Consider the following 22,762-nt stretch of genomic DNA (forward strand, 5'->3'; position numbering starts at 1 on the left):
CCCGGCCGCGGCGCTGCCACCGGCCCCAGCTCCGAGCACGGTTCGGGTCCGTCGTAGGCTGACCGATGTGACTGGAGTCTCATCGCCTCCCGGGGCCGACGAGAGCGCCGAGATCCGCCGGCTCTGGCAGGACCTCGGACTCCCCGGCCTCGTGGACGTGCACACGCACTTCATGCCCGCCAACGTCCTGCGCAAGGTGTGGGACCACTTCGACGCCCTGGGGCAGGGCGTCTGGCCCATCACCTACCGGGAGACGCAGGAGGACCGCGTCGCCCTGCTGAGAGCCTTCGGGGTCCGGTACTTCACCGCGCTCTCCTACCCGCACCGGCCCGGCATGGCCCGCTGGCTCAACGACTGGGCCGCCGACTTCGCCGCCGGACACCCCGACTCGCTGCGCAGCGCCACCTTCTTCCCCGAACCCGAGGCCGGGGACTACGTGGCCGAGGCGATCGGCTCGGGGGCGCGGATCTTCAAGGCCCACCTCCAAGTCGGCGGCTACGACCCGAGGGACCCCCTGCTCAGCGGCGTCTGGGGAGTCCTCGCCGACTCCGGGACCCCGGTCGTGGTGCACTGCGGGTCCGGCCCCCTGCCCGGTGAGTTCACCGGCCCCGGACCCTTCTCCGAGGTCCTCCGGGCCCACCCGGACCTGACCGCCGTGGTCGCCCACGCGGGCGCCCCCGAGTACTCGGCCTTCCTGGACCTGGCCGAACAGTACGACCGCATCCACCTGGACACCACCATGGCGTTCACCCCGTTCATCGAACGCCTGGCCCCCTACCCCCGGGCCGAACTCCCGCGGCTCCGGGACCTGGGGCACCGCGTCCTGCTGGGCACCGACTTCCCGAACATCCCCTACTCCTACGGCGAGCAGCTGCGGGTCCTGGTCGAACTGGACCTGGGCCCCGACTGGCTCCGAGGGGTCCTGCACGACAACGCCGCCGGGCTCTTCGGGCTGTGAACCCGGACGACCCCTCCGGCACGGCGCCGGCGGGCCGACGCCACCGGGCCGCACCACGAACCGCTCCGACACAGCACCACAGGCAGCACCACACAGAGAGGGCACGATGGAACTCACCCTGACCCCCCTGGAGTTCGCCCGCCGCACCCGCAGGCTGTACCCGCGGCGTGAGGCGGTGGTCGACAGGGAGTTCCGGCTGACCTACGAACAGTTCTTCGACCGCTGCGACCGCTGGTCGTCCGCCCTCCAAGGCATGGGCGTGGAGCACGGCGACCGGGTCGCCTACATCGCACCCAACACCCACGCGCAGCTGGAGTCCTTCTACGCGGTGCCGCAACTGGGCGCCGTCCTCGTCCCGGTCAACTTCCGCCTGACCGCCGACGACTTCGTCTACATCGTCAACCACTCCGGCGCCAAGGTGCTGTGCGTGCACTCCGACCAGCTCGACGCGGTCGACGGCGTACGCGACCGGATGCCGGACGTGGAGCGGTTCGTGGCCCTGGAGGGTGCCCGCCCCGGTTGGGAGGACTACGAGTCCCTGGTCGCCTCGTCCGACCCCGGCTTCACCCGCCCGGAGATCGCGGAGACGGACCTGCTGACCATCAACTACACCTCGGGAACCACCGCCCGCCCCAAGGGGGTGATGATCACCCACCGCAACGCGTACATGAACTCGGTGGGCACCCTGCTGCACCTGCGCATCGGGCTCGGCGAGAAGTACCTGTGGACCCTGCCGATGTTCCACGCCAACGGCTGGACCTACACCTGGACGGTCACGGCGGCCGGAGGCACCCACGTGTGCCTGCCCGCCATGGACCCGGCGAAGGTGTTCGAGCTGATCCGCACCGAGGAGGTCACCTGGCTGTGCGCGGCCCCCACGGTGCTGATCATGCTCTCCAACACCCCTGCCGCCACCCGCGGCCCCGTCCCCGCCGGGGTGCACGTGGTCACCGCCGGAGCCTCGCCCGCGGCCGAGACCATCGAGCGGCTGGAGGAGGACTTCGGCTGGACCCTCACCCACGTGTACGGGCTCACCGAGACCACGCCCTTCATCACCGTCTGCGAACCCCGCCCCGAGCACCGGGACCTGCCCGTGCGCGAACGCGGCGCGGTCAAGGCCCGCCAGGGCGTCGAGCTGATCACCTCCGGTGAGCTCCGCGTGGTCGACGAGTCCGGTGCCGAGGTGCCCTGGGACGGCACCACGGTCGGCCAGATCACCGTGCGCGGAAACGTCGTGATGAAGGGCTACTACAACGATCCCGAGGCCACCGAGAAGGCGATGGGGGACGGCTGGTTCCGCACCGGCGACGCCGCCGTCACCCACCCGGACGGCTACGTGGAGATCCAGGACCGCATCAAGGACGTGATCATCTCCGGCGGGGAGAACATCTCCTCGGTCGAGGTGGAGGGGGTTCTGCTACGCCACCCGGCGGTGCTGGAGGCGGCGGTCGTGGGCGTCCCGCACGAGCGCTGGGGCGAGACCCCGCGCGCCTGCGTGGTGCTGCGCGAGGGGGCCTCGGCGACGGAGGAGGAGGTCATCGCCTTCGCCCGGGACAACCTCGCGCACTTCAAGGCGCCCACCCAGGTGGAGTTCGTGCGGCAGCTGCCCAAGACCGCCACCGGCAAGATCCAGAAGTTCGTGCTGCGCGGCGGCGCCTCCGCCGTGACCCGGCAGTAGGGGACGGCAACGGCTCGTCCCGGGTGCGGCCCCGACCCATGGTGGCGGGGCCGCTGCCCGTGGCTAACCGGGATCCGGGGTGAGCAGGACGAACCCCGCGCCGAGCGGGTCGGCGCACATCGCCGGCCGTCCCACCCCGGGTACGTCGTCCGGGCCCATGTACACCCGGCCCCCGGCTGCCTCCACCTCGGCGGCGGACCTGTCGCAGTCGGCGGCGTGCAAGACCGGGTGCCAGTCGGCCCGCCCCTGCGTCTGCGGCAGGTCTGCCGGGGCCACGCCCATGATCCCGCCGAAGTACCGGTCCTCGCCCAGCCCCGCGGGGCGGACCGTCGAGTAGGTCCCCTGGCCGCCGGGCAGTTCGACGTCGTTGAACTCCCAGCCGAACAGGCCGCCGTAGAACTCCTTGGCGCCCTGCGCCGAGGGCGTCCACAGCTCGGTCCACATGACGGTGTTCGGGTCGTCGGTCCGCTCCATGCCCGGCAGTGTTCCGGCCTCCCAGAGCGCGACCGTCCCGCCCTGCGGGTCGGCCAGGTGGGCCATCCGGCCCAGCCCCGGCACGTCCACGGGTTCGACGAGGGCGGTCGCGCCGAGCTCCCGAGCCCGCTGGAAGGACATCTCCAGGTCCGGGGTGTTGTGGTAGATCGACCAGGTTACGGGGTGGGCCGCGTCCGTCCGCGGCCCGAGCCCGCCGATCAGCGCCCCCTCGTACAGGAGTTTCCGATACCCGCCGGCGTCCGGTCCGGCCGGCTCGGCGGTCCAGCCGAACACCCTCCCGTAGAACTCGACCGCGCGGTCCACGTCCGAGGTGGTCAGCTCGACCCAACAGGGCGAACCGATCACGTAGTCGGTGGTGATCATGCCTGCCTCCCGTAGTGGCTCCCCACGAGTGTGCTCCGGGGTACCGACAGTCCGGGGCCGCTCCCTCAGGACCGGCCCGGCCCCACCAGGCCCTCCTCCGGATGGAGCCGCCCCGCGCCCGGGTCGAGCACGACGAACCCGGCGGAGAAGGGGTCGGAGCAGACCGCCAGCCGCCCCACCCCCGGCGCGTCCTCGGGGCCCATGTGCACCCGGCCCCCGGCCGTCCTGACCGCGGCGGCGGCCTCGTCGCAGTCGGCGACCTGGAACACCGGGTGCCAGTCGGCCCGCCCCTCGGCCTGCGGCAGCTGGTCGGCCGCCATGTCCATCAGTCCGCCGAAGTACCGGTCGTCGCCCAGCCCCGCCGGGCGGGCCGTCGAGTAGACGCCCTGGTCCCCGGGCAGTTCGACGTCCTTGAACTCCCAGCCGAACAGACCGCCGTAGAACTCCTTGGCACCCTGCGCCGAGGGCGTCCACAGCTCCACCCAGCAGAGCGTGTTCGGCCGGTCCACGGCCTGCGCACTGGTGAAGGTTCCGGGCTGCCAGAGCGTGAACCAGCCGCCCTGGGGGTCGGTGATGTGCGCCAACTGGCCGAACTCGAACAGCACCGTCGGCTCCACCAGGACCGTCCCGCCGAGCTCCTGGGCCCGCAGGGCCGCGGCATCGATGTCGGGGACCCAGAACTGCACGCCCCACTCGGGGGGTTCGTCCTCGTCGATACGCGGACCGATCCCCGCCACGGCGGCGCCGTCGGAGTTCATGACCCTGTAGCCGGCCATGCGGGCACCCGCGGACACGGCCTGCCAGCCGAACACCCTCCCGTAGAAGTCGGCCGAGGCCTCGATGTCCGTGGCTCCCAGATCAAGCCAGCAGGGCGAGCCCGTGACGAAATCGGTCGTGATCATGCTGCCTCCCGTCGCTGCTCTCCTCCGAGTCTGGGGCCGGACACCGCTCCCGTGCGGGAACGTCGCGGCAAAAACTCGACAACCGGCCCGGTGCCCGGCCGCCGGGCACCGGCCACCGAGGATGCGGGATGATCCGGTGTCGGACTCGGCCGCGCCATCCGACGACCGATCCCGGCCACCGACCGCACCCGACGAAAGGGCCCCGTCGTGCCAGGACTCCTCCACCACGTGGGACCGGTGACCATCGACGTCGTCATGTCCGTCGACGCCCTGCCCGAACGGGGCGGCGGCGTGTTCGCCGACACCGCCCGAACCCTGCCGGGCGGCGGGTTCAACGTGATCGCCGCCGCGGCCCGGTCGGGCATGCAGGTGGTCTACGGAGGGGCGCACGGCACCGGACCCCGAGGGGAGATGGTCCGCTCCGCCCTGCGCGGGGAGGGGGTGGGGGTGGCGCACCCGCCCAGGCCCGAGGACACCGGTTTCTGTGTGGCCCTGGTCGACTCCTCCGCGGAACGCACCTTCGTCACCCACCTGGGCGCCGAGACGGACCTGCCCCTGTCCGACCTGCGCACCCTGCGCCCGGCGGAGGGGGACTTCGTCTACACGGTGGGGTACTCGCTACTGCCCGGACCGCGCGCTGACGAGCTGACCACCTGGATCGGGTCGCTCCCGGAGGGGGTCCGGCTGGTCCTGGACCCCGCACCCGTGGCGGGCGACATCCCCGCCGAAACCCTCGGCCCGGTGCTGGCCCGCACCGACGTCCTCAGCCTCAGCGCCGCCGAGTCCGCCGCGATCACCGGCATCGCCCCTCGCGACGCCGCCGCCCTCGAACACGCCGCCGCACTCCTGTCCGAACGGATCCGCCCGACCGGGGTGGTGGTCCTTCGCGACTCCGCCGAGGGCTGCCTGGTCGCCACCGCGGGTACGGCGCCCCGACGGGTCCCGGGTTTCGCCGTGACCGCGGTCGACACCAACGGTGCGGGCGACGCCCACGTGGGCGTGTTCACCGCTGCCCTGGCCTCGGGCCTGACGCCGCTGGAGGCCGCCCGCCGCGCCAACGCGGCCGCCGCCCTCGCCGTCACCCGGCGCGGTCCGGCCACCTCGCCCACCACGGAGGAACTGGAGGAGTTCCTGGACGAGCGGGGGTGAGCGGCTCCGGGAACGGGCGCACCCATCCGTGGTTCCACCGGTCCTCCTCCCCGGGCGAAGGCGGGCGCCGGAACTCCTTGTCGCGCCGGGTGCCCCGGCCTAGCTTGGCCACAACACCGAGCCACTACAGAGGTGAACTTGCGGATGTCCCCCCGATCCCCCCGTCGTTTCGGCGCCCTCCTGCTCGCACCGACCGTCTCCCTCGGCCTGCTCGGAGCGGTGCCGGCCCGGGCCGAACCCGTGGACGGCGCCACCGCCACCGTGTCCGGCCCGGTCCCCGTCACCGCCGACTCCTACCCCTTCATGTCCGCCGACGGCCCCGAGATCCCCCCGATCGAGGGGGGCGAGGCGATCGAGGCGGACCTCGCCGCGCACGACTACGTCGAGGAGGAGTTCCTCCTCGAGGGCACCGCCGAACACCCCGACGCAGGGGCCACCCCCTACCTCACCCGGATGGTCGTCCGGCGGCCCGCCCGAGCCGACGACTTCAGCGGAGCCGCCTTCCTGGAGTGGAACAACGTCAGTTTCGGCCAGGACATCGAGATCGACTGGTTCCTGTCCCACGACTACTTCATGGACGAGGGGCACGTCTGGGTGGGGCTCTCCGCCCAGCGGGTCGGGGTCGACGCCCTCCGCGCCTGGGACCCCGGCCGTTACGGGGACCTGACCGTCGGGGGTCCGGAACTGTCCGACGCCCCGGCGTTCGACATCTACTCCCAGACCGCGAGAGCCCTGCGTGAGCCGCTGGGCGTCGACCCGCTGCCCGGGTTCGACGTCGACACGGTCATCGCCACCGGGCACTCCCAGTCGGCCGGGTACCTGGCCGAGTACCACAACCGGTTCCACCCCGACCACGAGGCCGTGGACGCCTTCATGATCCACGGCGCCTCGAGCGCGCTGGACGAGAGCACCACACCGGTCATGCGGCTCATGGCGGAGACCGACGTCCGGTTCAGGGCCCAGAGCCAGGAGCCGGACTCGGAGCACTTCCGCCGATGGGAGGTCGCCGGGACCGCGCACGTGGGCCACACCGAGTACCGCACCTTCGCCCCGCTCATCGCCCGGGAGAACCCGGGGACCGAACCGCAGCGGTGCGACCGCCCCCCGTACAGCCGGGTCCCGTTCCACTACGTGCTGAACGCCGCCTACGACCACGTGGTCGACTGGGTCGAGGACGGCACGGCGCCCCCGGTGGCGCCGCGCCTGGAGTGGGACGACGCCACCACGGCGAGCCGTGACGAGCACGGCAACCAACTCGGCGGGATCCGGCTGGTGGAGCACGAGGTCGCCACCGCGCTCAACCACGGCGACAACACCGGCGACCCGTTCTGTTTCCTCTCGGGCACCCACGTCCCCTTCGACGAGGAGACCCTGCGCGAGCTGTACCCGCGCCGGGGAGGGTACGCCGCCCAGGTACTCCAGACCGTGAACGAGGCCCGGCGCGAGGGCTACATCCGGCACGAGGACGCGCACGAGTCCCGTAGGAGTGCGCTGGAGGCCGGCTACCCCTGGTGGTAGCCCGAACGGGGGGAGGGGTCCCGTCGGCCGGAGCCAGCGGGACGGGAGTGCGGCGCCGTCGAGCATCAGTCGGTCGAGGACGTCGAACGCGCTGTCGACACGGCGAAGGTCGGCCACGTTGTTCCCGTAAGGCCCGGGCATCGCGAGCAAGCGGGAGACCTCCGCCGCCATGATGTCCGTCGGGAGTCCGGGGTCGGGGGAGGCGCCCCCGGCGCCGGGTCCCGTGCCCGTGCCGTGGAACTCGTGAGCGCCGTGGTTCGCGGTCGCCATGCGGCCGCCCCGAGCTCAGACGCGGTCGGGCAGGGCCACGTGGACCCGGTGCGGGCCGTCGTAGTGGAAACCCTCGCCCACGGGGAGGAAGCCCAGCCGTTCGGCCAACCGGAGGCTGGGAACGTTGTCGACGTGGACCAGCGCCCAGACCGAGGCGAGCCCGAGCCCGTCCAGTCCGTGGTGCAGCAGGGACCGCGCGGCTTCGGTCGCCAACCCCCTCCCCCCGTACCGGCGGCCCAGGTACCAACCGATCTCCGGCAGGTTCCCCGGGAGTTCCCGGGAGGGCCGCAGGTGCGCCAGGCCGACCACCCGCCCCCGGCCGAGGATCGCCCAGTGGCCGAGCTCCGGGGGCCCGTCGTAGGCCAGCCGGTTGTCGACCATGGGCCCGGCCGCCAGGGGCTCCAGCCGTAGCCGCCCGGTCTCGACCACGGCCTGCTTCTCGCCCACGGCGTCGCCCCCGGTCGGTGTCGGAATCAGACGAAGAGACGGCAAGCCTCTTCCGGCGGTCACACCCGCGTCAACCCCGGAGGCCCTTCCTGATCCGGTGTCGCACGAAAAGTGCTCGCGTTCCCGGGGCACGTGCGAAAGCATTCAGGGATGGACACCTGCCCGGAATGCGGGGCCTCCGGTGAGGTCCCGTGCGAGGAACTGTTCGGACGACTGCTGGCCCTGGACCACTCCCGCCAAGAGCCGTGGGGGCCGCTGCACGGCGTCGCCGTCGCCTGTTACCGCCTCCAACACCCGGCCTCCCTCACCGCGGGTTCCCACGCCTTCGCGCTGGACCTACTACGGGCCTACGTCGGGGGCGGGGCCGAGGCGGCGACCCGGCTGACCGAGCACGCCCGGCGCGCCAACTCCCACCGGGTACTGCGGCGGGACCGGACGGACGAAACTCCCGCCCCGAGGGCTCCCACGGGGTTCGCGTACACCGTCGCGGAGGTCGCGGCGGACGGCGCCGCCTTCCCCGCCGAGGGCCACCCCGAACGTGTCCGCGCCTGGTCGGAGGCGACCCTGGCCGCGTGGCGGAGCTGACCGCCCGGGAGCCTAGGCTCGCAGGTCGATCCTGACCCCGCCGGTCTCACACCGGCCGCCCCAACCGAGCAGGACCTCCGCACCGACGGGTTCGACGGGGCCGCAGTAGCCGTCGAGCGTCTCGTGCCCGGACCGGTGGGTCAGCCCGGTGTCCGCGTCCCACACGCTGAACTCACCGGCATTGGTCGAGAGCACGCCCAGCCCCTCCACGAAGGCCATCTCCCCCGACAGCAGGGGGTAGGAGACCGAGTACACCGGCGGCTGGAAAGCACCGGCGTCGTGCACCGTCGCGGCCTGCCCCAGACCGTCGAGCTCGTACAGATGCCCCTCGCGGCTCTCCTCGACCGCCAGGAGCGCCCCGTGCCCCGGAAGGACCGCCAGCCCGAAGTACGCCCCGTACGGCTCCTCGACGTCCACGAACTCGACCATGGACACACCCGTGTCCCCCACCCGGAACCGCCCGGTGAACACGCGGTCGGACGAGGCCCCGGCCAGAACGACCTCGTCGTCGACGGCCACCAGGTCGAACACGCGGAACCGCTGCCCGGCACCGGCCACCGGAACGGAGTCCCAGGTGTCGTCCCGCAGCGAGTACACCAGGAGGTCGCCCTCGTAGCCGCCTCCCCCGAAGACGACGTGGTCGCCCACCACGGTCACCGGCGCCAGGTCCCTCGCCTCCGGAGCGTCGGCGATCGGTTCCCAGGAGTCGGGTCCGGGGTCGTAGATCGCACCGTCCCTGGCCATGCGGCCGTCCTCGTCCCCGGAGAGCGTGTCGGTGACGCCTCCCCAGACGAGTACCCGCTGGTCCCCGAGGACCGCGGTGGTGTGCCGGGTGCGCGCTTCCAGGTCCGCGTCCGCGATCACGCGCCAGGAGTCGGTGTCCGGGGAGTAGGCGGCGCCGTCGGCGTGGGGCCCATCGCTGCTCCCGCCCCAGACGAACAGTTCCGCACCGGTCCACACGAAGCTGTGGTCGACACGTGTGCCGAAGGGGGCCGGGGGCAACTCACCGACGGATACGGCCACGTCCCACTCCTCGGACTTGAGCGCCGTGCAACCCGTGGCCGCCAGGGCTGCTGCGGCCAGGCAGGCCGCGAGGGACGCCGATCGGCCTGTGCCGCGCATACGATCGCTCCAACATTCGATGGGGGATGGCAGGGGGAAGCAGACGGCGGAAGGCCCTGCTTCTGCGGAGCCGCCCCGTCGCACCCACACCAGTACCAGAAAGGGCGGCGTGGACCGGGGCCCGGGCCGGGCGCGGGCCGGAACGTCGAGCTCGGGGCGGAGCAGGCGTCCGCACTCCTCACCCGTCGAGCCGCCGGAGGTCAGTGCCTGAAGTGGATGAACAGCCGGCCGAAATACGTGAGTGCGCACACCTACCGACGACCCGTACGGGAGCCATGGGGCTCATACCGTGACCAGGTGGACGTCATCGGCACCGATCGCGTCCACGTACGCGGCGATGTCACCAGGGTCACTGGTGAACACCACGGCGCTTCGGTGCTTCACGGCCGTCCAGGCGACAAGGGCGTCCACCGCGTCCGGACGCTTCTTCGCGGGGAGGTCCGCCACCCCCAGGACCGCACCGATACGCCGCCAATCGGTGATGTCCGGAGCGGTCGCACACGCGATGCACTCCGGCTGTCCCGCGCTCGTGGGCCGCAAGGCAGCTGGAGACGACCGGGCTTGGGGAACCGTGCACTCCTTCAGGACCGCGCTCATGGCGTGCACGGTCGCAGGATCCGGGCGCCATACCTGAGCCAGGACAGGGCCGGTGATCACGGGACGGTGCGGGGACCGTGCGAGCCCGCGGTGCATCTGTACCGCCTTGGACTTACGCGCCGCCAAAGCGATGAGCATCCCCGTGTCGTAAACGGGTACGCGAGCGCTCACGCCACCTCGCCCCGGCTTCGGGTCCGGGTTTCCCCAGCCCCGTAGACCAGGCTCATCGCCTCGTCGACCTCACGGCGCTCATCCGCGCTCAGAGAGTCATCACCGGTCTCGTCAACATGCCCGTAGTGCTCGGCTCGCCCTTCGGCATCGGCGATCAGCGCGTCGACACCCGCGAACTCCGCCTCGGCCAACTCGGCATCGCCCATCTGGCGGATCGCGGCGTTGACGAAGTAGGACGACACGTCCATCCCCGCACGGTCCGCGTGTGACCTGACGCGCTCGGCTTCGTCCGGGTCAAGGCTGATACTGATTCTCACCTTCGCCATGCCACGATCGTAATACGAGTATTACGCAATGTCCACCAAGCACTGAGCGTCAGGATTCTCCGCCCCCGCATCAGTGCCTGAAGTGGATGAACAGCCGACCGAAGTTCTTCGAGTCCTTCTCGACCCGGTGGTAGCGCGCCTTGACGTCCTTGCGGTCGAGGAAACGCAGCACCCGCTTCTTCAACTGGCCCGAACCCTTGCCCGGGATGATCTCCACGGTCTTGGCCTTCTTGCGTTCGGCCTCGTCCATGATGTCGTTCAGGGCCTGGTCGATGCTCCGCCCCTTGTTGAAGATGTCGTGCAGGTCGAGTTTGAGTCGCACTCTTCGTCCTCCCGGTCCGCCTGCCCGGATGATACGCGCAGGGCCCACACCAGCCCCAGAACGGTGAGCACGGTGACCGCCCCGCCGGCGGCGAGGGTGAGCGCGTCGGGGGAGACCACGGACTGGCCGCGCAGGGCCTGCCAGACGGTCAGCGCGGTCAGGCCCGTGTAGGCGGCGCCGACCACGGCCACCAGGCGGCGGCGCGTGCCATCGTCTCGCAGGCGGGGGAACCGGGCCGAGAGGACGCCCAGGACCAGCACGAGCAGGACCATGACCTGGAGCCCGTGGATACCCAGGAAGTGGCCGACCCGCAGGTCTCCGCCGACCGTGCTCCATCCGACGAGGGGCAGGCCGGGGCCGCCGTCGGCCGGGCCGACCGTGTGCGCGCCGACGACGTCCGGGGCTCCCCCGGAGGACTCCTCCAGTTGGGCCGGGGTCGGGCTGGTCATGAGGGGCCCCACGCCCATCCCCAGGAGCGCGATCCCCACACCGATCCGGATCGCCCAGCCGGTGGAGCGCTCACGGATCCGCTGGAACAGGAGGATCGCCCCGATGGCGAAGGTCGCCACCCACAGCACGGTGATCATGGTGCCCATGACCGTGTAGACGGCGGAATCGAACGCGGTCGAGTTGTTGAAGTGGCTCATCTCGCCCCGGGCCACCTGGGTGATGATCAGCGCCATCTCCCCCAGGGACATGGCCGCGACCACCGCTCCGAGCCACCAGCCCGCCCGCCGCCAGCGGACGACCAGGGAGAGCAGCCAGGCGAGGGTGGCGTTGTAGACGATGATCGACAGCGAGAACTTGAACGGTTTCAGCCAGGCCGCCTCACCGTTGACGACACGGTCGTCGACGGCCAGGCCGACCGTGCTCACGGCGAGGAGGAGGACACAGGCGTAGGCGGCCGCCATGAGCGGCCGGTGCCAGTGGTGAGCTGCCCGGAGTCCCCGGGCGACGGACGACGGTAACATGAGGGCCCCTCAGGTAGATACTCACACTATCCACTACGGATAAGCTAACTATCCATAATTTGGGGCGCGGGCGCAAGAGGCCTCCGCTCCCGAAGGAACGGCATGCGCATCTCGGAACTGAGCGAACGCTCTGGGGTCTCCGTACCGACCATCAAGTACTACGTGCGGGAGGGGCTCCTGCACCGCGGCGAGCTCACCAGCCCCAACCAGGCCCGTTACGACGAGAGCCACCTGGACCGGCTCCGCCTGATCGGCGCGCTCACGGAGGTCGGCGGGCTCTCCGTCGCCGCCACCCGGGACCTCCTCCAGGTGATCGACGGGGACCAGCGCCCCGAACTCGGCGACCTCATGGGCCTCACCCTGAAGAGGGTCGACGGCGGGCCCGGGGACGGCGGCGACGTGAGCGAGGAGGACCTGGCCGCCGCGGACGCCCTGGCCGAACGGCACGGCTGGCACGTCCACCCGGGCTCCGCCCTGCGCGAGGAGCTGGCCCGGGTGATGGCAGCCCTGGAGGGCTCCGGCTTCGAGCTCACCCCGGAGTGGCTCGACGGCTACGCCGAAGCCGCCGGACAGACCGCCCGGCTGGACCACGACTACGTGGAGGGCGTCACCAACCTGGACGGTGTCCTGAGGACCGTGGTGGTCGGCACCGTGCTGGGGGAACGGCTCCTGGCCTCCCTGCGCCGACTCGCCCAGGCGAGCGAGGCCCGTCGCCGCCACGGGAGCTGAGCCGGAACCCGCACCGCCCCACGTCCTCCGGGCCCGTCCCGGCCATCGCACCGGCCCCGGGGCCGGTCGTCCTCAGAGGCGCAGTTCGAAGCACATCCGGTCCACGCCGGGGCCGTCGTGGTCGGTGTGCGGTCCGGTCACGGTGAAGCCGAGCGACCGGTGGAAGGCGATCGAACGGTCGTTGGTCGGCGCGGTGACCGCCCGCACCACCGAACGGCCCTCCGCCCGGGCCGCGCCGGCGAACCTCCGGTACATCCGTCGGCCCAGCCCGTTACCCCGGTGGTCCGGGGACACCGCGGTGAAGTGCACGTAGGCCTCATCGGGCCGGGCGGGAGAGGGGAAACCCACCAGAAAACCGGCCAGCACGCCCTCGGCCTCCGCGGTGAGACTGGTGGTGTGGAAGTGGTCGAGGAACAGCCTCGGGAGGATGTGCGCGACCGGTTTGCCCCACCAGTCGTCACAGACCGCGAGGATCCGCCCGTGATCCTCCGGCACCGCCGCCCTGATCCGCACGCCGTCCACGTCCGGTTCCCCCTCCATAACGCCACCCTCAACTCACGCGTCCCTCGGGGTTCTCCCGAAGCGCTCCTCGAAGGGCCGCCGTACCTCCCCGTCGCGGTCGAGCACCGCGAACACGACCCTGGCGAACACCCCCTCGAACTCCCCTCGGAGATGTCCGGCAAACACCTCGACCACCTCCGACGGACGGTTGCCGAAGACACCGCAGCCCCACGCCCCCAGGACCAACCGCTCGGCGCCGTGGTGGGCGGCGACGACCAGCACCGCGCGGGCGCGCCGGTCGAACGCCCCCGGCACCCGGGAGGACAGTTCGGGCTGGTCTCGTTCGATCATCCGCCGGTTGGGTGCGGCCGCGGTGAGGAAGTCGACGGCCACCGCCTCGGCAAGCCACCCCGCGCGGTCGTCCCGGTACACCGGGACACTCGGCTACCAGATCACCCGGTCCGTGTAGAGCAGCCCGCGCTCCGCCCGGTGGTACTCGTAGTACTCCGGGCACCGGGTCAGGGAGTCGTACAGCGCGCTGGACCGGGCCAGGCTCTCCTCCTGGGCCTGCGCCCCGTTGAGTACGCCACCGCCGGGCCTTCGGGCCGAGGCGAAGTTCAGCGCCGCCACCCCCAAGGGGTTTACCGACGCGGAAGGCCCGGGGCAGTCGAAAACCCCTGGAACCAGCAGAGCCCGGTCCGCACCATGGGAACCATGAACGACAAGGAACTCCACCGCGCGTCCAGGTTCCTCTCCCTGGTCCTGCGACACGACCCGGCCCGGGCCGGGCTGACGCTCGATCCCCAGGGCTGGACCGGGACCGACGCCCTCGTCTCCGGGTGCCGCCGTGCCGGTCTGCGCCTCACCCCCGAAGGGCTGCGGGAGATCGTGGAGACCAACGACAAGAAACGCTTCGCGCTCAGCCCGGACGGCCTGCGGATCCGCGCCCAGCAGGGGCACTCGGTCCGCGTCGATCTCCAGCCGGAACCGGCAGCACCGCCCACCCGCCTCTTCCACGGGACCGTGGGCCGCTTCCTGCCCGCGATCCACCGGGAGGGACTGCGCCCGATGAACCGGCACCACGTGCACCTGTCCCCGGCCCCGGAGACCGCGCGCAGGGTCGGCGCACGCAGGGGCACCCCGGTCGTGGTCACCGTCGACTCCGCGCGCATGCACGCCGAGGGCCACGAGTTCTGCCTGACCGGAAACGGGGTCTGGCCGGCCGCCGCCGTCCCGCCCGAGTACCTGCTCGGCTGAGCGCCCGCCCTCAGGCGGGTTTGACCGCCCGGAAGATGGCCGTGCCGGGAACCATCCGGCCGCGTACCGGCCCCCAGCCGCCCCACACCTGGTCGTTGTCCTGCGGCCACTCCGGCTCGACCATGTCCTGCGGCACCAGGCCGGCCGCGACGATCCCGCGCAGCCAGTCACCCACGGTGTGGTGGTGCTCGACGTAGACCGCCCGGCCCGCGTCGTCCTCCTCCACGTAGGCCCGGCGGTCGAAGTAGGACTGGTCGACCGTCATCCCCTGCTCGGTGGGGTCGTCCGGGAAGCACCACCGGATCGGGTGGGTCACCGAGAATACGAACCGCCCTCCGGGCCTGAGCACGCGCCCCGCCTCGGCGAGGGCGGACTCGGCCGCGGGCACGAACGGGAACGCCCCGAAGGCGGAGAAGACCACGTCGAAGGAGTCGTCGGCGAACGGCATCCGCTGGGCGTCGGCCTGGACCACGGGCAACCGGTACCCGGTCTGCTCGTCGATCCGTCCGGAGTGCTGGAGCTGCCGCCGGGCCAGGTCGAACCCGACCACCTCGCGCACCCCCCGGGAGCGCAGCCACCGGCCGCACTGGCCCGCGCCGCAGCCGACCTCCAGGACCCTCTTCCCGCTCACGTCGCCGAGCAGCCCCGCCTCGGCCTCGTCCAACCCCTCGGGTGACCAGACGAAACCCGCGTCGCGGAGGAAGTCCCCGTGTTCGGCCTGGTAGGCGTCGGCGGCACCGTCCCACCAGAGCCGCCCGGCCCGGGCACTCTCCGCACCCCCCACCGCGCGCCGTTCCACCTGTCCGGGCGCCGGGTAGTCCACCTCGTCGTACACGATGCTCCTAGGTCCGGGGCGGGTTCAGGCCCGGGTCCGCCCGGGCCCCTCCTCCGCCGGTGCGGGGCCCTCCGCGGACCCCTCCCCAGTGTCCCCGTTCCCTTGGGCCGCTCCGGCCCCCGGCTCGCCGCCCGTCGCGCCACTGCGCGCGTCGCGCAGTTCACGGCGGATGAGGACGACCCATCCCACGACGGCGACGACGGCGAACACCCACCACTGCACGGCGTAGGAGGCGCTCATGCCGGTGTTCTCCTCCTGGAGGGCGACCCGCTCCGGCGCCGGGTCGGGCACGGGGTCCTGCCCGGTGAGCTCCACGTAGCCGCCGTAGATCGGATAGGGCAGCTCCTCCGCCAGCATGTCCACGTCGACGAACATGATCTGGCCCTCGGGCATGCCCTCGCGGTTGTGCAGCCCGGTGTTCTCCTCGGTCTCGCCGAACTGGAGGCGCCCGGTCACCTCGACGGTGCCCTCGGGCAGCGGCGGGGCGTCCGGGGTGTCCTTCGCGTTCTCCCCGCGCTCGATCCACCCCCGGTTGACCAGCAGACCGGTACCGTCCTCGGTGACCAGCGGGGTCAGGACGTGGAAGCCCACACCCCGGGAGCCGTCCCGGTTGCGCAGCAGCACCTCGTGCTCGGGGTCCCAGGTCCCGGTGGCCTCGACCGTGCGCCAGCGGTCGGCGGGGTCGACGTCGCCGCCCACGGAGGCGAGTTCGCCGACGGGGACGGGGTCGGCCGCGACGTTCTCCCGCTGGAGGTCGACCGCCGCGCTGCGCATCTCGGCACGGTCCAGCTGCCAGAACCCCAGCCAGACGAAGGCCGGCACGAGAACCACGACCATCGCGTGGAAGGCCGTCATGCGTGAGGAGAACAGGACTTTGAGCACGTCTTCGAGGTTATGAGACGCTCCCGGCCCGCCCGCACCGCCCCCGCTTCCGGGTCCCCCGCCCGCAGCTCCCGCCGGCGACCCTCCCCCGCCCGGCCGACGGCCCTCCCCGGGCACACGGGCGGGGCCGCCGGTCCTGCCGGCGACCCCGTGTGGCATACGTCCTGCTCTGCGGGTCTACTCCTCGTCAGCGACGGCCACGGCGGCCTTGCGCTTACGGGCGAAGTACAGACCGGCACCGCCGGCGCCCACCGCGGCCACGGCCGCGGCGACCAGGCCGCCCAGCGCGCCACCGGTCACGGCGAGCTCCTCGCCGGCCTGCTCCTCGGGTGCGGGCTTCTCGTCGCCCTTGTCGGAGTCGTCCTCGTCCTTCTCCTTACCGGGCTCCTTCGGCTCCTCGGTCTGGCCCGGCCCCTCGGGCTCCTTCGGCTCCTCGGTCTGGCCCGGCTCCTCGGGCTCCTTCGGCTCCTCGGTCTCGCCCGGCCCCTCGGGCTCCTCCTCGTCGGAGATCTGCTCGACGCAGGCGGCCTCGGCGATGCCGAGCACCGCCACGGCGTTGCCGCAGATCTCGACGGCCGCGTCGACCGGGACCACGACCTGGTTGCCACTGGCCACACCGCCCGAACCGTCGGTGGCGGGGGCGGCCTCGTTGTCCGGGGAGGCGTGGATGATGTTGATGATCGTGTTGCACTGAGCGCTGGAGGCGCCCAGGACGGCCACGGAGTTGCCACAGATGTCGATGGCGGCGTCGACCGGAAGGACGATCTGGTTTCCGCTGGCCACACCGCCGGAACCGTCGGTGTAGGTGCTGGGGGCGTCGTCGGCCCCCTCCTTCAGGTCCTCGACGACCTCGACGCAGTCGGCCTTGGAGATCCCGGCCACGGCCACGGAGTTGCCACAGATGTCGATGGCGGCGTCGACCGGGACGACGATCTGGTTTCCGCTGGCCACACCGCCGGAACCGTCGGTGGAGGCGCCCTGGCCGCTGCTCTCGTAGAGGACCTCGGACACCTGGGTGCACTCGGCCTGGGAGATCCCGAGGACAGCCAGTGAGTTACCGCACAGGTCGGCCTCGACGTCGACGGGGACGAGGAGCTGGTTTCCGCTGGCCACACCGCCGGAGCCGTCGGTCTCGGCGTCGGCGAACGCGGCGCTGAACGGCGCGAGCACCAGCCCCGCGGTCAGTGCGGTGGCGAAGGAGTAACGGAACGTGTTTCGCATGGTGCGGCTTGGACCTTTCACGAAGACTGCCAGGGGATGCGCTGAGCGGGGCGCGCCTGCCGTGTGCCCGAGCCCGGCGCCGCGGATGCGGCGACCCGGGTCGCACGAGGGGCGGGCCCGTCCTCGAAGTCGTCGGGACGGCGGTGTAGCCCGCGTGCACAGGCAGAGATGGCGGTTCTGTTCTTTCGGAGTTCTTTCCGACTGGAACTGCCAACAGACCGAAACGCTAGCAGCCATGTAGGTCGCGCAGGCCTTTTCTGGAAATGTTTCCCCAAGCCTTGGACACTCTGTGCTTTTAAATAATTACTCAGAGACATTACCCCTGATCAAAGAGCTTTACTTGACAACTTTATGCATTCAATTGACAACACAGAGTAGCTATGCGAGTCGAAAAAAATCCCCGCGGAGACCCACAGAGGAAAACTAAAAGACTTCGTAGATTCGTTTTCCTGCCCCCTCGGAGCGCCTAATACCTTATGCAACAAATGCCGCGAACACCCCTTTTGACGGAAAAGAAGTTGTCTGCCCCACCGAGGACGCGCACCCGCCCGCCGGGGCGGGCGCACCACCGCTCCAGCGCACCCCCGCCATCCGCGGTCCCCTCCAGCAGCCGACCGAGAACGACGCGCCGAAATCAGGAGGAAGAACAAAACAGCTGGTCAGAACCGTTTACCCTGGCTCCGGCGGGCCATCTCCCGACCAAGGGCCCACCAACACCGGACAAGTGACCCACAGACACCCTCCGTGGACCACGCGCAACGGAGGGCGAAAGAACGATGACGGGCCGGGCCTGCCGAAGGCCTCCGTCCGATCACGACGGCCAACCGGGATCAGCGGGGACGCGTCCTATCGGACGGACAGGCCCCTGATTCCCCCTCAATGGAGCGTGTATGAACCCGGAAGACCCACGCCCGCGTACCCACAGGATCCTCGCGGCCGGTGCCGCGACCCTCGCACTGGCGCTCGTCGCCGCCTGCTCCTCGACGGACGACCAGGACCAGCTGGACGAGGGGGCCGTAACACCGGAGGAGGGGACCGCCGAGCCCCAGGCCTCCTCCGAGCCCGCTTCCGAACCCTTCAGCGTCGCCTTCGGCGGGGACGTGATGTTCGAGGGGCTACTCCGGTCCCGCCTGAACGACCCGGGGACCGCGCTCGGCCCCGTCTCCGAGCAGCTCTCCGCCGCCGACCTCGCCATGGTCAACCTGGAGACCGCGGTCACCGAGGGCGGTACGCCCATCCCCGGCAAGGACTTCGTCTTCCGCGCACCCAGCAGTGCGCTGGAGGCCCTGGACGCCGCGGGCGTCGACGTGGCCACCATCGCCAACAACCACGGCATGGACTACGGCGAATCGGGGCTGATCGACACCCTCGACAACGGCGAGAACTCCCCCGTCGCGCTCGTGGGCGCGGGCCGGGACGCGGACGAGGCCTACACGCCGCACGTGGCCGAGGTCAACGGACAGAGCATCGCCATGTTCGGTGCCACCGACGTGCTCGACGACCACCTCATCTCCGCCTGGACCGCCGGCGACGGCAAGCCCGGGCTCGCCTCCACCAAGTCCGAGTCCAAGGACCGGATGCTCCAGGCGGTCTCCGAGGCCGCGGCCGAGCACGACAACGTCGTGGTCTTCCTGCACTGGGGGCTGGAGGGCGCGCACTGCCCGCTCCCGCACGCCCCCCAACTGGCGGACGACCTCATCGAGGCGGGCGCCGGCGCCGTGGTCGGCGGTCACGCCCACGTGCTCTCCCCCGGAGGGTTCCAGGGTGACGCCTACGTGCACTACGGGCTCAGCAACTTCGTCTTCTACAACTTCAGCGGCCCGACCGCGGAGACCGGTGTCCTCACCCTGACCTTCGACCAGGGGAACGTCCTGGAGTCCGACTGGGCCCCCGCCCAGATCCAGGGCGGCGTCCCGATCCCCTACGAGGGGGACGCGGCCGACCGGGCCCAGCAGAACTGGGTGGACATGCGCCAGGAGTGCGGGCTGCCGCTCAGCGACTCGCCTGCCTAGACCGTGAGCGGGGCCGCCCCTCCGCGGCCCCGCCGTCCTGGCGGGCCGGTGCTCCGGGGGCTCCGGGGACGGTGCGCGTACCGTCCCCGGAGCCCCCGGACCTCAGGGCGTCGGCACCCCGTGCCGAGCTGCCACCTCGTCGATCTCCGCCAACAGCTCCCGACGCCGGGCCGCGCCGAGGTAGGAGGCGTGCACCCCGTTGCGGGCCAACCGCACCAGCCCCTCGGCCCCCACCAACCCGTGGGCGACCCCGTACTCACCGCTCAGGTCACTGCCGAACATGGTGGGGTCGTCGCTGTTGAGGGTGACCAGCAGGCCGGCGTCGAGCATGGCGGGAAGCGGGTGCTCCCCGATCCGCCGCACCGCACGCGTGCAGATGTTGGAGGTGGGGCTGACATCCACCGGCAGCTGTGCCGCCACCAGCCGTTCGACCAGTTCAGGGTCCTTCATCACGTCGATGCCGTGCCCGATCCGCTCGGCCCCCAGCAGGTCCAGGGCCTCACGGATCCGCTCCGGTCCGCCGTGCTCACCCGCGTGCGGAAGGCTGGCCAGCCCGGCCGCCCGGGCCCGGCCGAACACGTCGGTGTACTGGCCCAGCGGGGTCTCCACACCGCCGACCCCGAACCCGACCACACTCGGCGGGCCGTCCCGGAGCACGGCCTCGACCGTCCTCTCGGCCGCCTCCACCCCGAAGTCGGCGGGGAAGTCGGGGATCCACCTCAGCCGGATACCGTGCTCGCGTTCGGCGTCCAACCGGGCGCGCTCGATCCCGTCGAACACCACTTTCGACGGTACGCCGCGCATCAGGTGGGCGTAGAGGCTCACGTGGACCTCCGCGTAGCGCACGTTCTGCGCGGCCAGCCGCTCGGCGACGACCGAGGTCAGCAGCGCGAAGTCGGCCTCCTCCCGCAGCGTGTGCACCGACGCCAGGTAGACCTCGACGAAGTGCGGGAAGTCGGTGAAGGCGTACCAGTCCCTGAGCTCCTCCAGGGTGTCGGGGACGCCCCTCACCCGATGCCGTCCGGCCAGCTCGAAGAGGGTCTCGGCCGGCATGGAGCCCTCAAGGTGAACATGTAGTTCCACCTTGGGCAGGTCCTGGACGAGCGACCTGACGAAAGTGGGGGAAATCTGATCCATAGAGCCAACATAAGAGCGTGGTGGGGCCGGGGACCACCGCCGTACCTTCGTGGACATGAGCTTCGAGAGGAACAACCCGCAGCCCGCCGGCCCCCACGCCCCCCGCCCCAGCGGTTCCCAGATCACCGGGGCCCGGATCCAGCTCTACGCCCAGAACCATCCCGCAGGCTTCGCGCTCCGCGGTGCCGCCCTGGCCGCCGCGGCCACCACCCTCCTCGCCACCGTCGCCGCAGCCCCGTCCCTGGCCGATCCGACCAGCATTCCGGGTTGGACCCTGGTCGGGGTCCTCCTCGCGGCGTTCGTCGGCGCCCTCCTCGTCGCCGTACCCATGTACTTCCACGGGAGGAACCTGCCCGAGGTGGAGGAGTCCGACCCCGTCCGGTACGCCTCGGCCAGGCTCCAGGCGGCCAGCGGACGGCTCGGGCCGGACCCGGCCATCAACCACCTGGCCCGTCGGCTGTCCGACCGGCTCGTGTCCAACAGCAACCCCAACTACTACATGGGCGGGCTGTTCGTCGTCATAGTGTTCTCCGCCCTGCTCCCCCTGGCCGACGTCATCGGCCCCGGGTTCGATGCCCAGCACCTGTTCCAGCTCGGGCCCGCCACCGTGTTCCTCACGCTCTTCGTCCTCGTCTACTCCTACGCCAGGGGGCAGCACAAACGCTTCAAGGCCTTCCGCGAGGCCTACGACGCCTCCGCCACCTGAGCGTTCGCAGAGCACCGGCTCCCCGGACGGCCGGAGACCGGAACCTCACTCCGACGGCAGCCCGCCGTTGACCCTCCGGGGCACGGCAAGCGGGTTGCCGTCCCGCAGTTCCGGGGGTAGCAGGGGCTGCGGCACCGACTGGTAGGTGACCGGCCGCAGGAAGCGGCGGATCGCGGTACTGCCCACCGAGGTGTGCAAAGGCGCGGTCGTCGCCGGGTAGGGGCCGCCGTGGGTCATCGCGTGGGTGACCGCCACCCCGGTCGGCCAACCGTTCCAGACCACCCTCCCCGCCACCGAGGCGCCCAGGGCCAGGAGCGCCGGGGCCATCGGATCGTCCTCCTCACCGTGCACGGTGACGGTGAGCTGACCGTGCAGAACCCCGCCCACCTCCAGCAGGCGCCGTTCGTCGGGGTAGGTCACCACGAGCGTGGCGGGGCCGAAGCACTCCGCGAGCAGGTCCTCGGAGTGTTCCAGCAGGGAGTCCAGGTCGGTACGGAGCAGGCTCGGCGACCGGCCCTGCCCGGTCCCCTCCCCGCTGACCAGCACCTCCGTGGAGGGGTGTGCGGCCAACGCGTCCAGACCACGTGCGAACCCCTCGGCCACCCGGTCGTTGAGCAGCGGAGCGGCGGCCCGGGCCGCCAGGTCGTCGACCAGTGCGTCCAGCTTGGCGCCCTCGGGGACGAACACCACCCCGGGCTTGGTACAGAACTGGCCCGACCCCATCGTGGCCGAACCCGCGTACCCCTCGAGGATTCCCTCGCCCCGGGCCGCCATCGCCGCCCGGGTCACGAAGACCGGGTTGACGCTGCCGAGCTCTCCGTAGAACGGGATGGGGTCCGGACGCGAGACGGCGAGGTCGTACAGGACCCGTCCGCCGGGGATGGAGCCGGTGAAGCCGACCGCACGCGTGAGCGGGTGCGTCACCGCGCGCCGCCCCGCCTCGAATCCACTGACCAGAGCGAACACCCCCTCGGGTGCCTCCGACTCCGCCAGCGCCGCGATGACCAGGTCAGCGGTGCGCCGGGCCAGTTCGGGATGGCCCGGGTGGGCCTTGACCACGACGGGGCAGCCCGCGGCCAGGGCGGAGGCACTGTCGCCTCCGGCGGTGGAGAAGGCGAAGGGGAAGTTACCGGCCCCGAAGACCACCACCGGGCCGAGCGGTACGAGCAGGCGCCGCACGTCCGGCCGGGGGGTGCCCCAGTCCGGGTCGGCCGGGTCGATCATCGCCTCCAGGTACTCGCCCTCCTCCAGTACGTCCGCGAACAGGCGGAGCTGGAAGGTGGTCCGGCCGAGCTCGCCCCGGCAGCGTGCCTCCGGGTAGTGGGCCTCGGCCATGGCGACGGGGACGAGTTCGTCGGCCGCCCCGTCCAGGGCGTCGGCGACGGCCCGCAGCGCGCGGGCTCGTTCGGCGGCGGGCAGGGCCGCGTGGAGCGGTGCGGCGTCGGCCGCGCGCCGCAGTACGGCGTCGAGCTCTTCGGGTGTGGTCTCGGGGGCTTCGGTGTTCACGCCAACCTCCTGGAGGGGTACGTGCGCTGCGTCGGGCAAGGCCCCACAATGCCACGCCCTCCGGCGGGTAACACGGACCGGAATGCGACATTCCGACTACCT

Annotated in this window: 23 protein-coding genes and 1 pseudogene; 9 read left to right on the plus strand and 15 right to left on the minus strand. The window is 71.6% G+C overall.

Annotated features, from left to right (window positions below; translation table 11 throughout):
* Nucleotides 1-67: 67 nt before the first annotated feature.
* The gene (locus ACUKCB_RS20390) at nt 68-958 is read left to right on the plus strand and encodes an amidohydrolase family protein (protein WP_473037195.1); all 891 of its coding nucleotides are present in this window, start codon (nt 68-70) and stop codon (nt 956-958) included.
* Between the two features lie 106 nt (nt 959-1,064).
* On the plus strand, nt 1,065-2,636 hold the full coding sequence (locus tag ACUKCB_RS20395) for a long-chain-fatty-acid--CoA ligase (RefSeq protein ID WP_473037196.1): 1,572 nt from the start codon (nt 1,065-1,067) through the stop codon (nt 2,634-2,636).
* Between the two features lie 63 nt (nt 2,637-2,699).
* Here ACUKCB_RS20395 and ACUKCB_RS20400 read toward each other — a convergent pair whose 3' ends face one another.
* Both ACUKCB_RS20400 and ACUKCB_RS20405 read right to left on the minus strand, forming a co-directional pair.
* The gene (locus ACUKCB_RS20400; RefSeq protein WP_473037197.1) at nt 2,700-3,494 is read right to left on the minus strand and encodes a VOC family protein; all 795 of its coding nucleotides are present in this window, start codon (nt 3,492-3,494) and stop codon (nt 2,700-2,702) included.
* Nucleotides 3,495-3,559: 65 nt separating this feature from the next.
* Entirely contained in the window at nt 3,560-4,396 is an 837-nt protein-coding gene (locus ACUKCB_RS20405; protein ID WP_473037198.1) for a VOC family protein, read from the minus strand.
* Nucleotides 4,397-4,603: 207 nt separating this feature from the next.
* On the opposite strand from ACUKCB_RS20405, the gene ACUKCB_RS20410 reads away from it, so the two are divergent.
* The gene (locus tag ACUKCB_RS20410) at nt 4,604-5,545 is read left to right on the plus strand and encodes a PfkB family carbohydrate kinase (RefSeq protein ID WP_473037199.1); all 942 of its coding nucleotides are present in this window, start codon (nt 4,604-4,606) and stop codon (nt 5,543-5,545) included.
* A gap of 144 nt (nt 5,546-5,689) precedes the next feature.
* Complete coding sequence (locus tag ACUKCB_RS20415; RefSeq protein ID WP_473037200.1) at nt 5,690-7,063, plus strand: alpha/beta hydrolase domain-containing protein; 1,374 nt, start codon at nt 5,690-5,692, stop codon at nt 7,061-7,063.
* A 285-nt stretch (nt 7,064-7,348) separates the two neighbouring features.
* Here the strand turns inward: ACUKCB_RS20415 and ACUKCB_RS20420 are convergent, their stop codons facing one another.
* Nucleotides 7,349-7,780 carry a GNAT family N-acetyltransferase gene (locus ACUKCB_RS20420; RefSeq protein ID WP_473037201.1) on the minus strand — a complete coding sequence of 144 codons (432 nt, stop codon included), beginning with the start codon at nt 7,778-7,780 and terminating at the stop codon, nt 7,349-7,351.
* Between the two features lie 150 nt (nt 7,781-7,930).
* Here ACUKCB_RS20420 and ACUKCB_RS20425 point away from each other — a divergent pair, with 150 nt between their 5' ends.
* Entirely contained in the window at nt 7,931-8,365 is a 435-nt protein-coding gene (locus ACUKCB_RS20425; protein ID WP_473037202.1) for a DUF5946 family protein, read from the plus strand.
* Between the two features lie 12 nt (nt 8,366-8,377).
* On the opposite strand, the gene ACUKCB_RS20430 is transcribed toward ACUKCB_RS20425, so the two are convergent.
* From ACUKCB_RS20430 to ACUKCB_RS20450, 5 genes are all read right to left on the minus strand, one after another.
* Nucleotides 8,378-9,487: a Kelch repeat-containing protein gene (locus tag ACUKCB_RS20430; protein ID WP_473037203.1), complete on the minus strand. Its 1,110-nt coding sequence runs from the start codon at nt 9,485-9,487 to the stop codon at nt 8,378-8,380.
* A 282-nt stretch (nt 9,488-9,769) separates the two neighbouring features.
* Nucleotides 9,770-10,255 carry a hypothetical protein gene (locus tag ACUKCB_RS20435; protein ID WP_473037204.1) on the minus strand — a complete coding sequence of 162 codons (486 nt, stop codon included), beginning with the start codon at nt 10,253-10,255 and terminating at the stop codon, nt 9,770-9,772.
* Nucleotides 10,252-10,581 carry a plasmid mobilization protein gene (locus ACUKCB_RS20440; RefSeq protein ID WP_473037205.1) on the minus strand — a complete coding sequence of 110 codons (330 nt, stop codon included), beginning with the start codon at nt 10,579-10,581 and terminating at the stop codon, nt 10,252-10,254. Before ACUKCB_RS20440 ends, ACUKCB_RS20435 begins: the two co-directional genes overlap by 4 nt.
* A 70-nt stretch (nt 10,582-10,651) precedes the next feature.
* Nucleotides 10,652-10,903 (minus strand): Smr/MutS family protein, encoded by a 252-nt coding sequence (locus ACUKCB_RS20445; protein WP_473037206.1) that lies wholly within the window; start codon nt 10,901-10,903, stop codon nt 10,652-10,654.
* Nucleotides 10,840-11,874, minus strand: a complete 1,035-nt coding sequence (locus ACUKCB_RS20450; protein ID WP_473037207.1) for a hypothetical protein — start codon at nt 11,872-11,874, stop codon at nt 10,840-10,842. The genes ACUKCB_RS20445 and ACUKCB_RS20450 overlap by 64 nt, the downstream gene beginning before the upstream one ends.
* A gap of 102 nt (nt 11,875-11,976) precedes the next feature.
* Here ACUKCB_RS20450 and ACUKCB_RS20455 point away from each other — a divergent pair, with 102 nt between their 5' ends.
* Nucleotides 11,977-12,603 carry a MerR family transcriptional regulator gene (locus ACUKCB_RS20455; protein ID WP_473037208.1) on the plus strand — a complete coding sequence of 209 codons (627 nt, stop codon included), beginning with the start codon at nt 11,977-11,979 and terminating at the stop codon, nt 12,601-12,603.
* Nucleotides 12,604-12,675: 72 nt separating this feature from the next.
* Here the strand turns inward: ACUKCB_RS20455 and ACUKCB_RS20460 are convergent, their stop codons facing one another.
* Nucleotides 12,676-13,125 (minus strand): GNAT family N-acetyltransferase, encoded by a 450-nt coding sequence (locus tag ACUKCB_RS20460; RefSeq protein ID WP_473041079.1) that lies wholly within the window; start codon nt 13,123-13,125, stop codon nt 12,676-12,678.
* Nucleotides 13,126-13,158: 33 nt separating this feature from the next.
* Nucleotides 13,159-13,734, minus strand: a pseudogene (locus ACUKCB_RS20465) (TIGR02452 family protein); the annotation flags it as partial.
* A gap of 84 nt (nt 13,735-13,818) precedes the next feature.
* Between ACUKCB_RS20465 and ACUKCB_RS20470 the strand changes: the two are divergent.
* Nucleotides 13,819-14,361, plus strand: coding sequence for an RNA 2'-phosphotransferase (locus tag ACUKCB_RS20470; RefSeq protein ID WP_473037209.1), 543 nt, complete (start codon nt 13,819-13,821; stop codon nt 14,359-14,361).
* 10 nt (nt 14,362-14,371) lie between these two features.
* Here ACUKCB_RS20470 and ACUKCB_RS20475 read toward each other — a convergent pair whose 3' ends face one another.
* The 3 genes from ACUKCB_RS20475 to ACUKCB_RS20485 all read right to left on the minus strand — a co-directional run bounded on the left by ACUKCB_RS20475 (nt 14,372) and on the right by ACUKCB_RS20485 (nt 17,299).
* Nucleotides 14,372-15,196, minus strand: coding sequence for a class I SAM-dependent methyltransferase (locus tag ACUKCB_RS20475; RefSeq protein ID WP_473037210.1), 825 nt, complete (start codon nt 15,194-15,196; stop codon nt 14,372-14,374).
* A 24-nt stretch (nt 15,197-15,220) separates the two neighbouring features.
* Complete coding sequence (locus ACUKCB_RS20480; RefSeq protein ID WP_473037211.1) at nt 15,221-16,078, minus strand: SURF1 family cytochrome oxidase biogenesis protein; 858 nt, start codon at nt 16,076-16,078, stop codon at nt 15,221-15,223.
* 177 nt (nt 16,079-16,255) lie between these two features.
* A complete protein-coding gene (locus tag ACUKCB_RS20485) occupies nt 16,256-17,299 on the minus strand; it encodes a chaplin family protein (RefSeq protein ID WP_473037212.1) in 1,044 nt (347 codons plus the stop codon).
* Between the two features lie 890 nt (nt 17,300-18,189).
* Between ACUKCB_RS20485 and ACUKCB_RS20490 the strand changes: the two genes are divergently transcribed.
* Nucleotides 18,190-19,311 carry a CapA family protein gene (locus ACUKCB_RS20490; protein WP_473037214.1) on the plus strand — a complete coding sequence of 374 codons (1,122 nt, stop codon included), beginning with the start codon at nt 18,190-18,192 and terminating at the stop codon, nt 19,309-19,311.
* 102 nt (nt 19,312-19,413) lie between these two features.
* On the opposite strand, the gene add is transcribed toward ACUKCB_RS20490, so the two are convergent.
* On the minus strand, nt 19,414-20,448 hold the full coding sequence (add, locus tag ACUKCB_RS20495) for an adenosine deaminase (RefSeq protein ID WP_473037215.1): 1,035 nt from the start codon (nt 20,446-20,448) through the stop codon (nt 19,414-19,416).
* Nucleotides 20,449-20,503: 55 nt separating this feature from the next.
* Between add and ACUKCB_RS20500 the strand changes: the two genes are divergently transcribed.
* Nucleotides 20,504-21,154: a hypothetical protein gene (locus ACUKCB_RS20500; protein WP_473037216.1), complete on the plus strand. Its 651-nt coding sequence runs from the start codon at nt 20,504-20,506 to the stop codon at nt 21,152-21,154.
* Nucleotides 21,155-21,199: 45 nt separating this feature from the next.
* On the opposite strand, the gene ACUKCB_RS20505 is transcribed toward ACUKCB_RS20500, so the two are convergent.
* Nucleotides 21,200-22,660, minus strand: a complete 1,461-nt coding sequence (locus ACUKCB_RS20505; RefSeq protein WP_473037217.1) for an aldehyde dehydrogenase (NADP(+)) — start codon at nt 22,658-22,660, stop codon at nt 21,200-21,202.
* Between the last annotated feature and the right edge of the window lie 102 nt (nt 22,661-22,762).

This window comes from Nocardiopsis moroccensis (assembly GCF_055763695.1).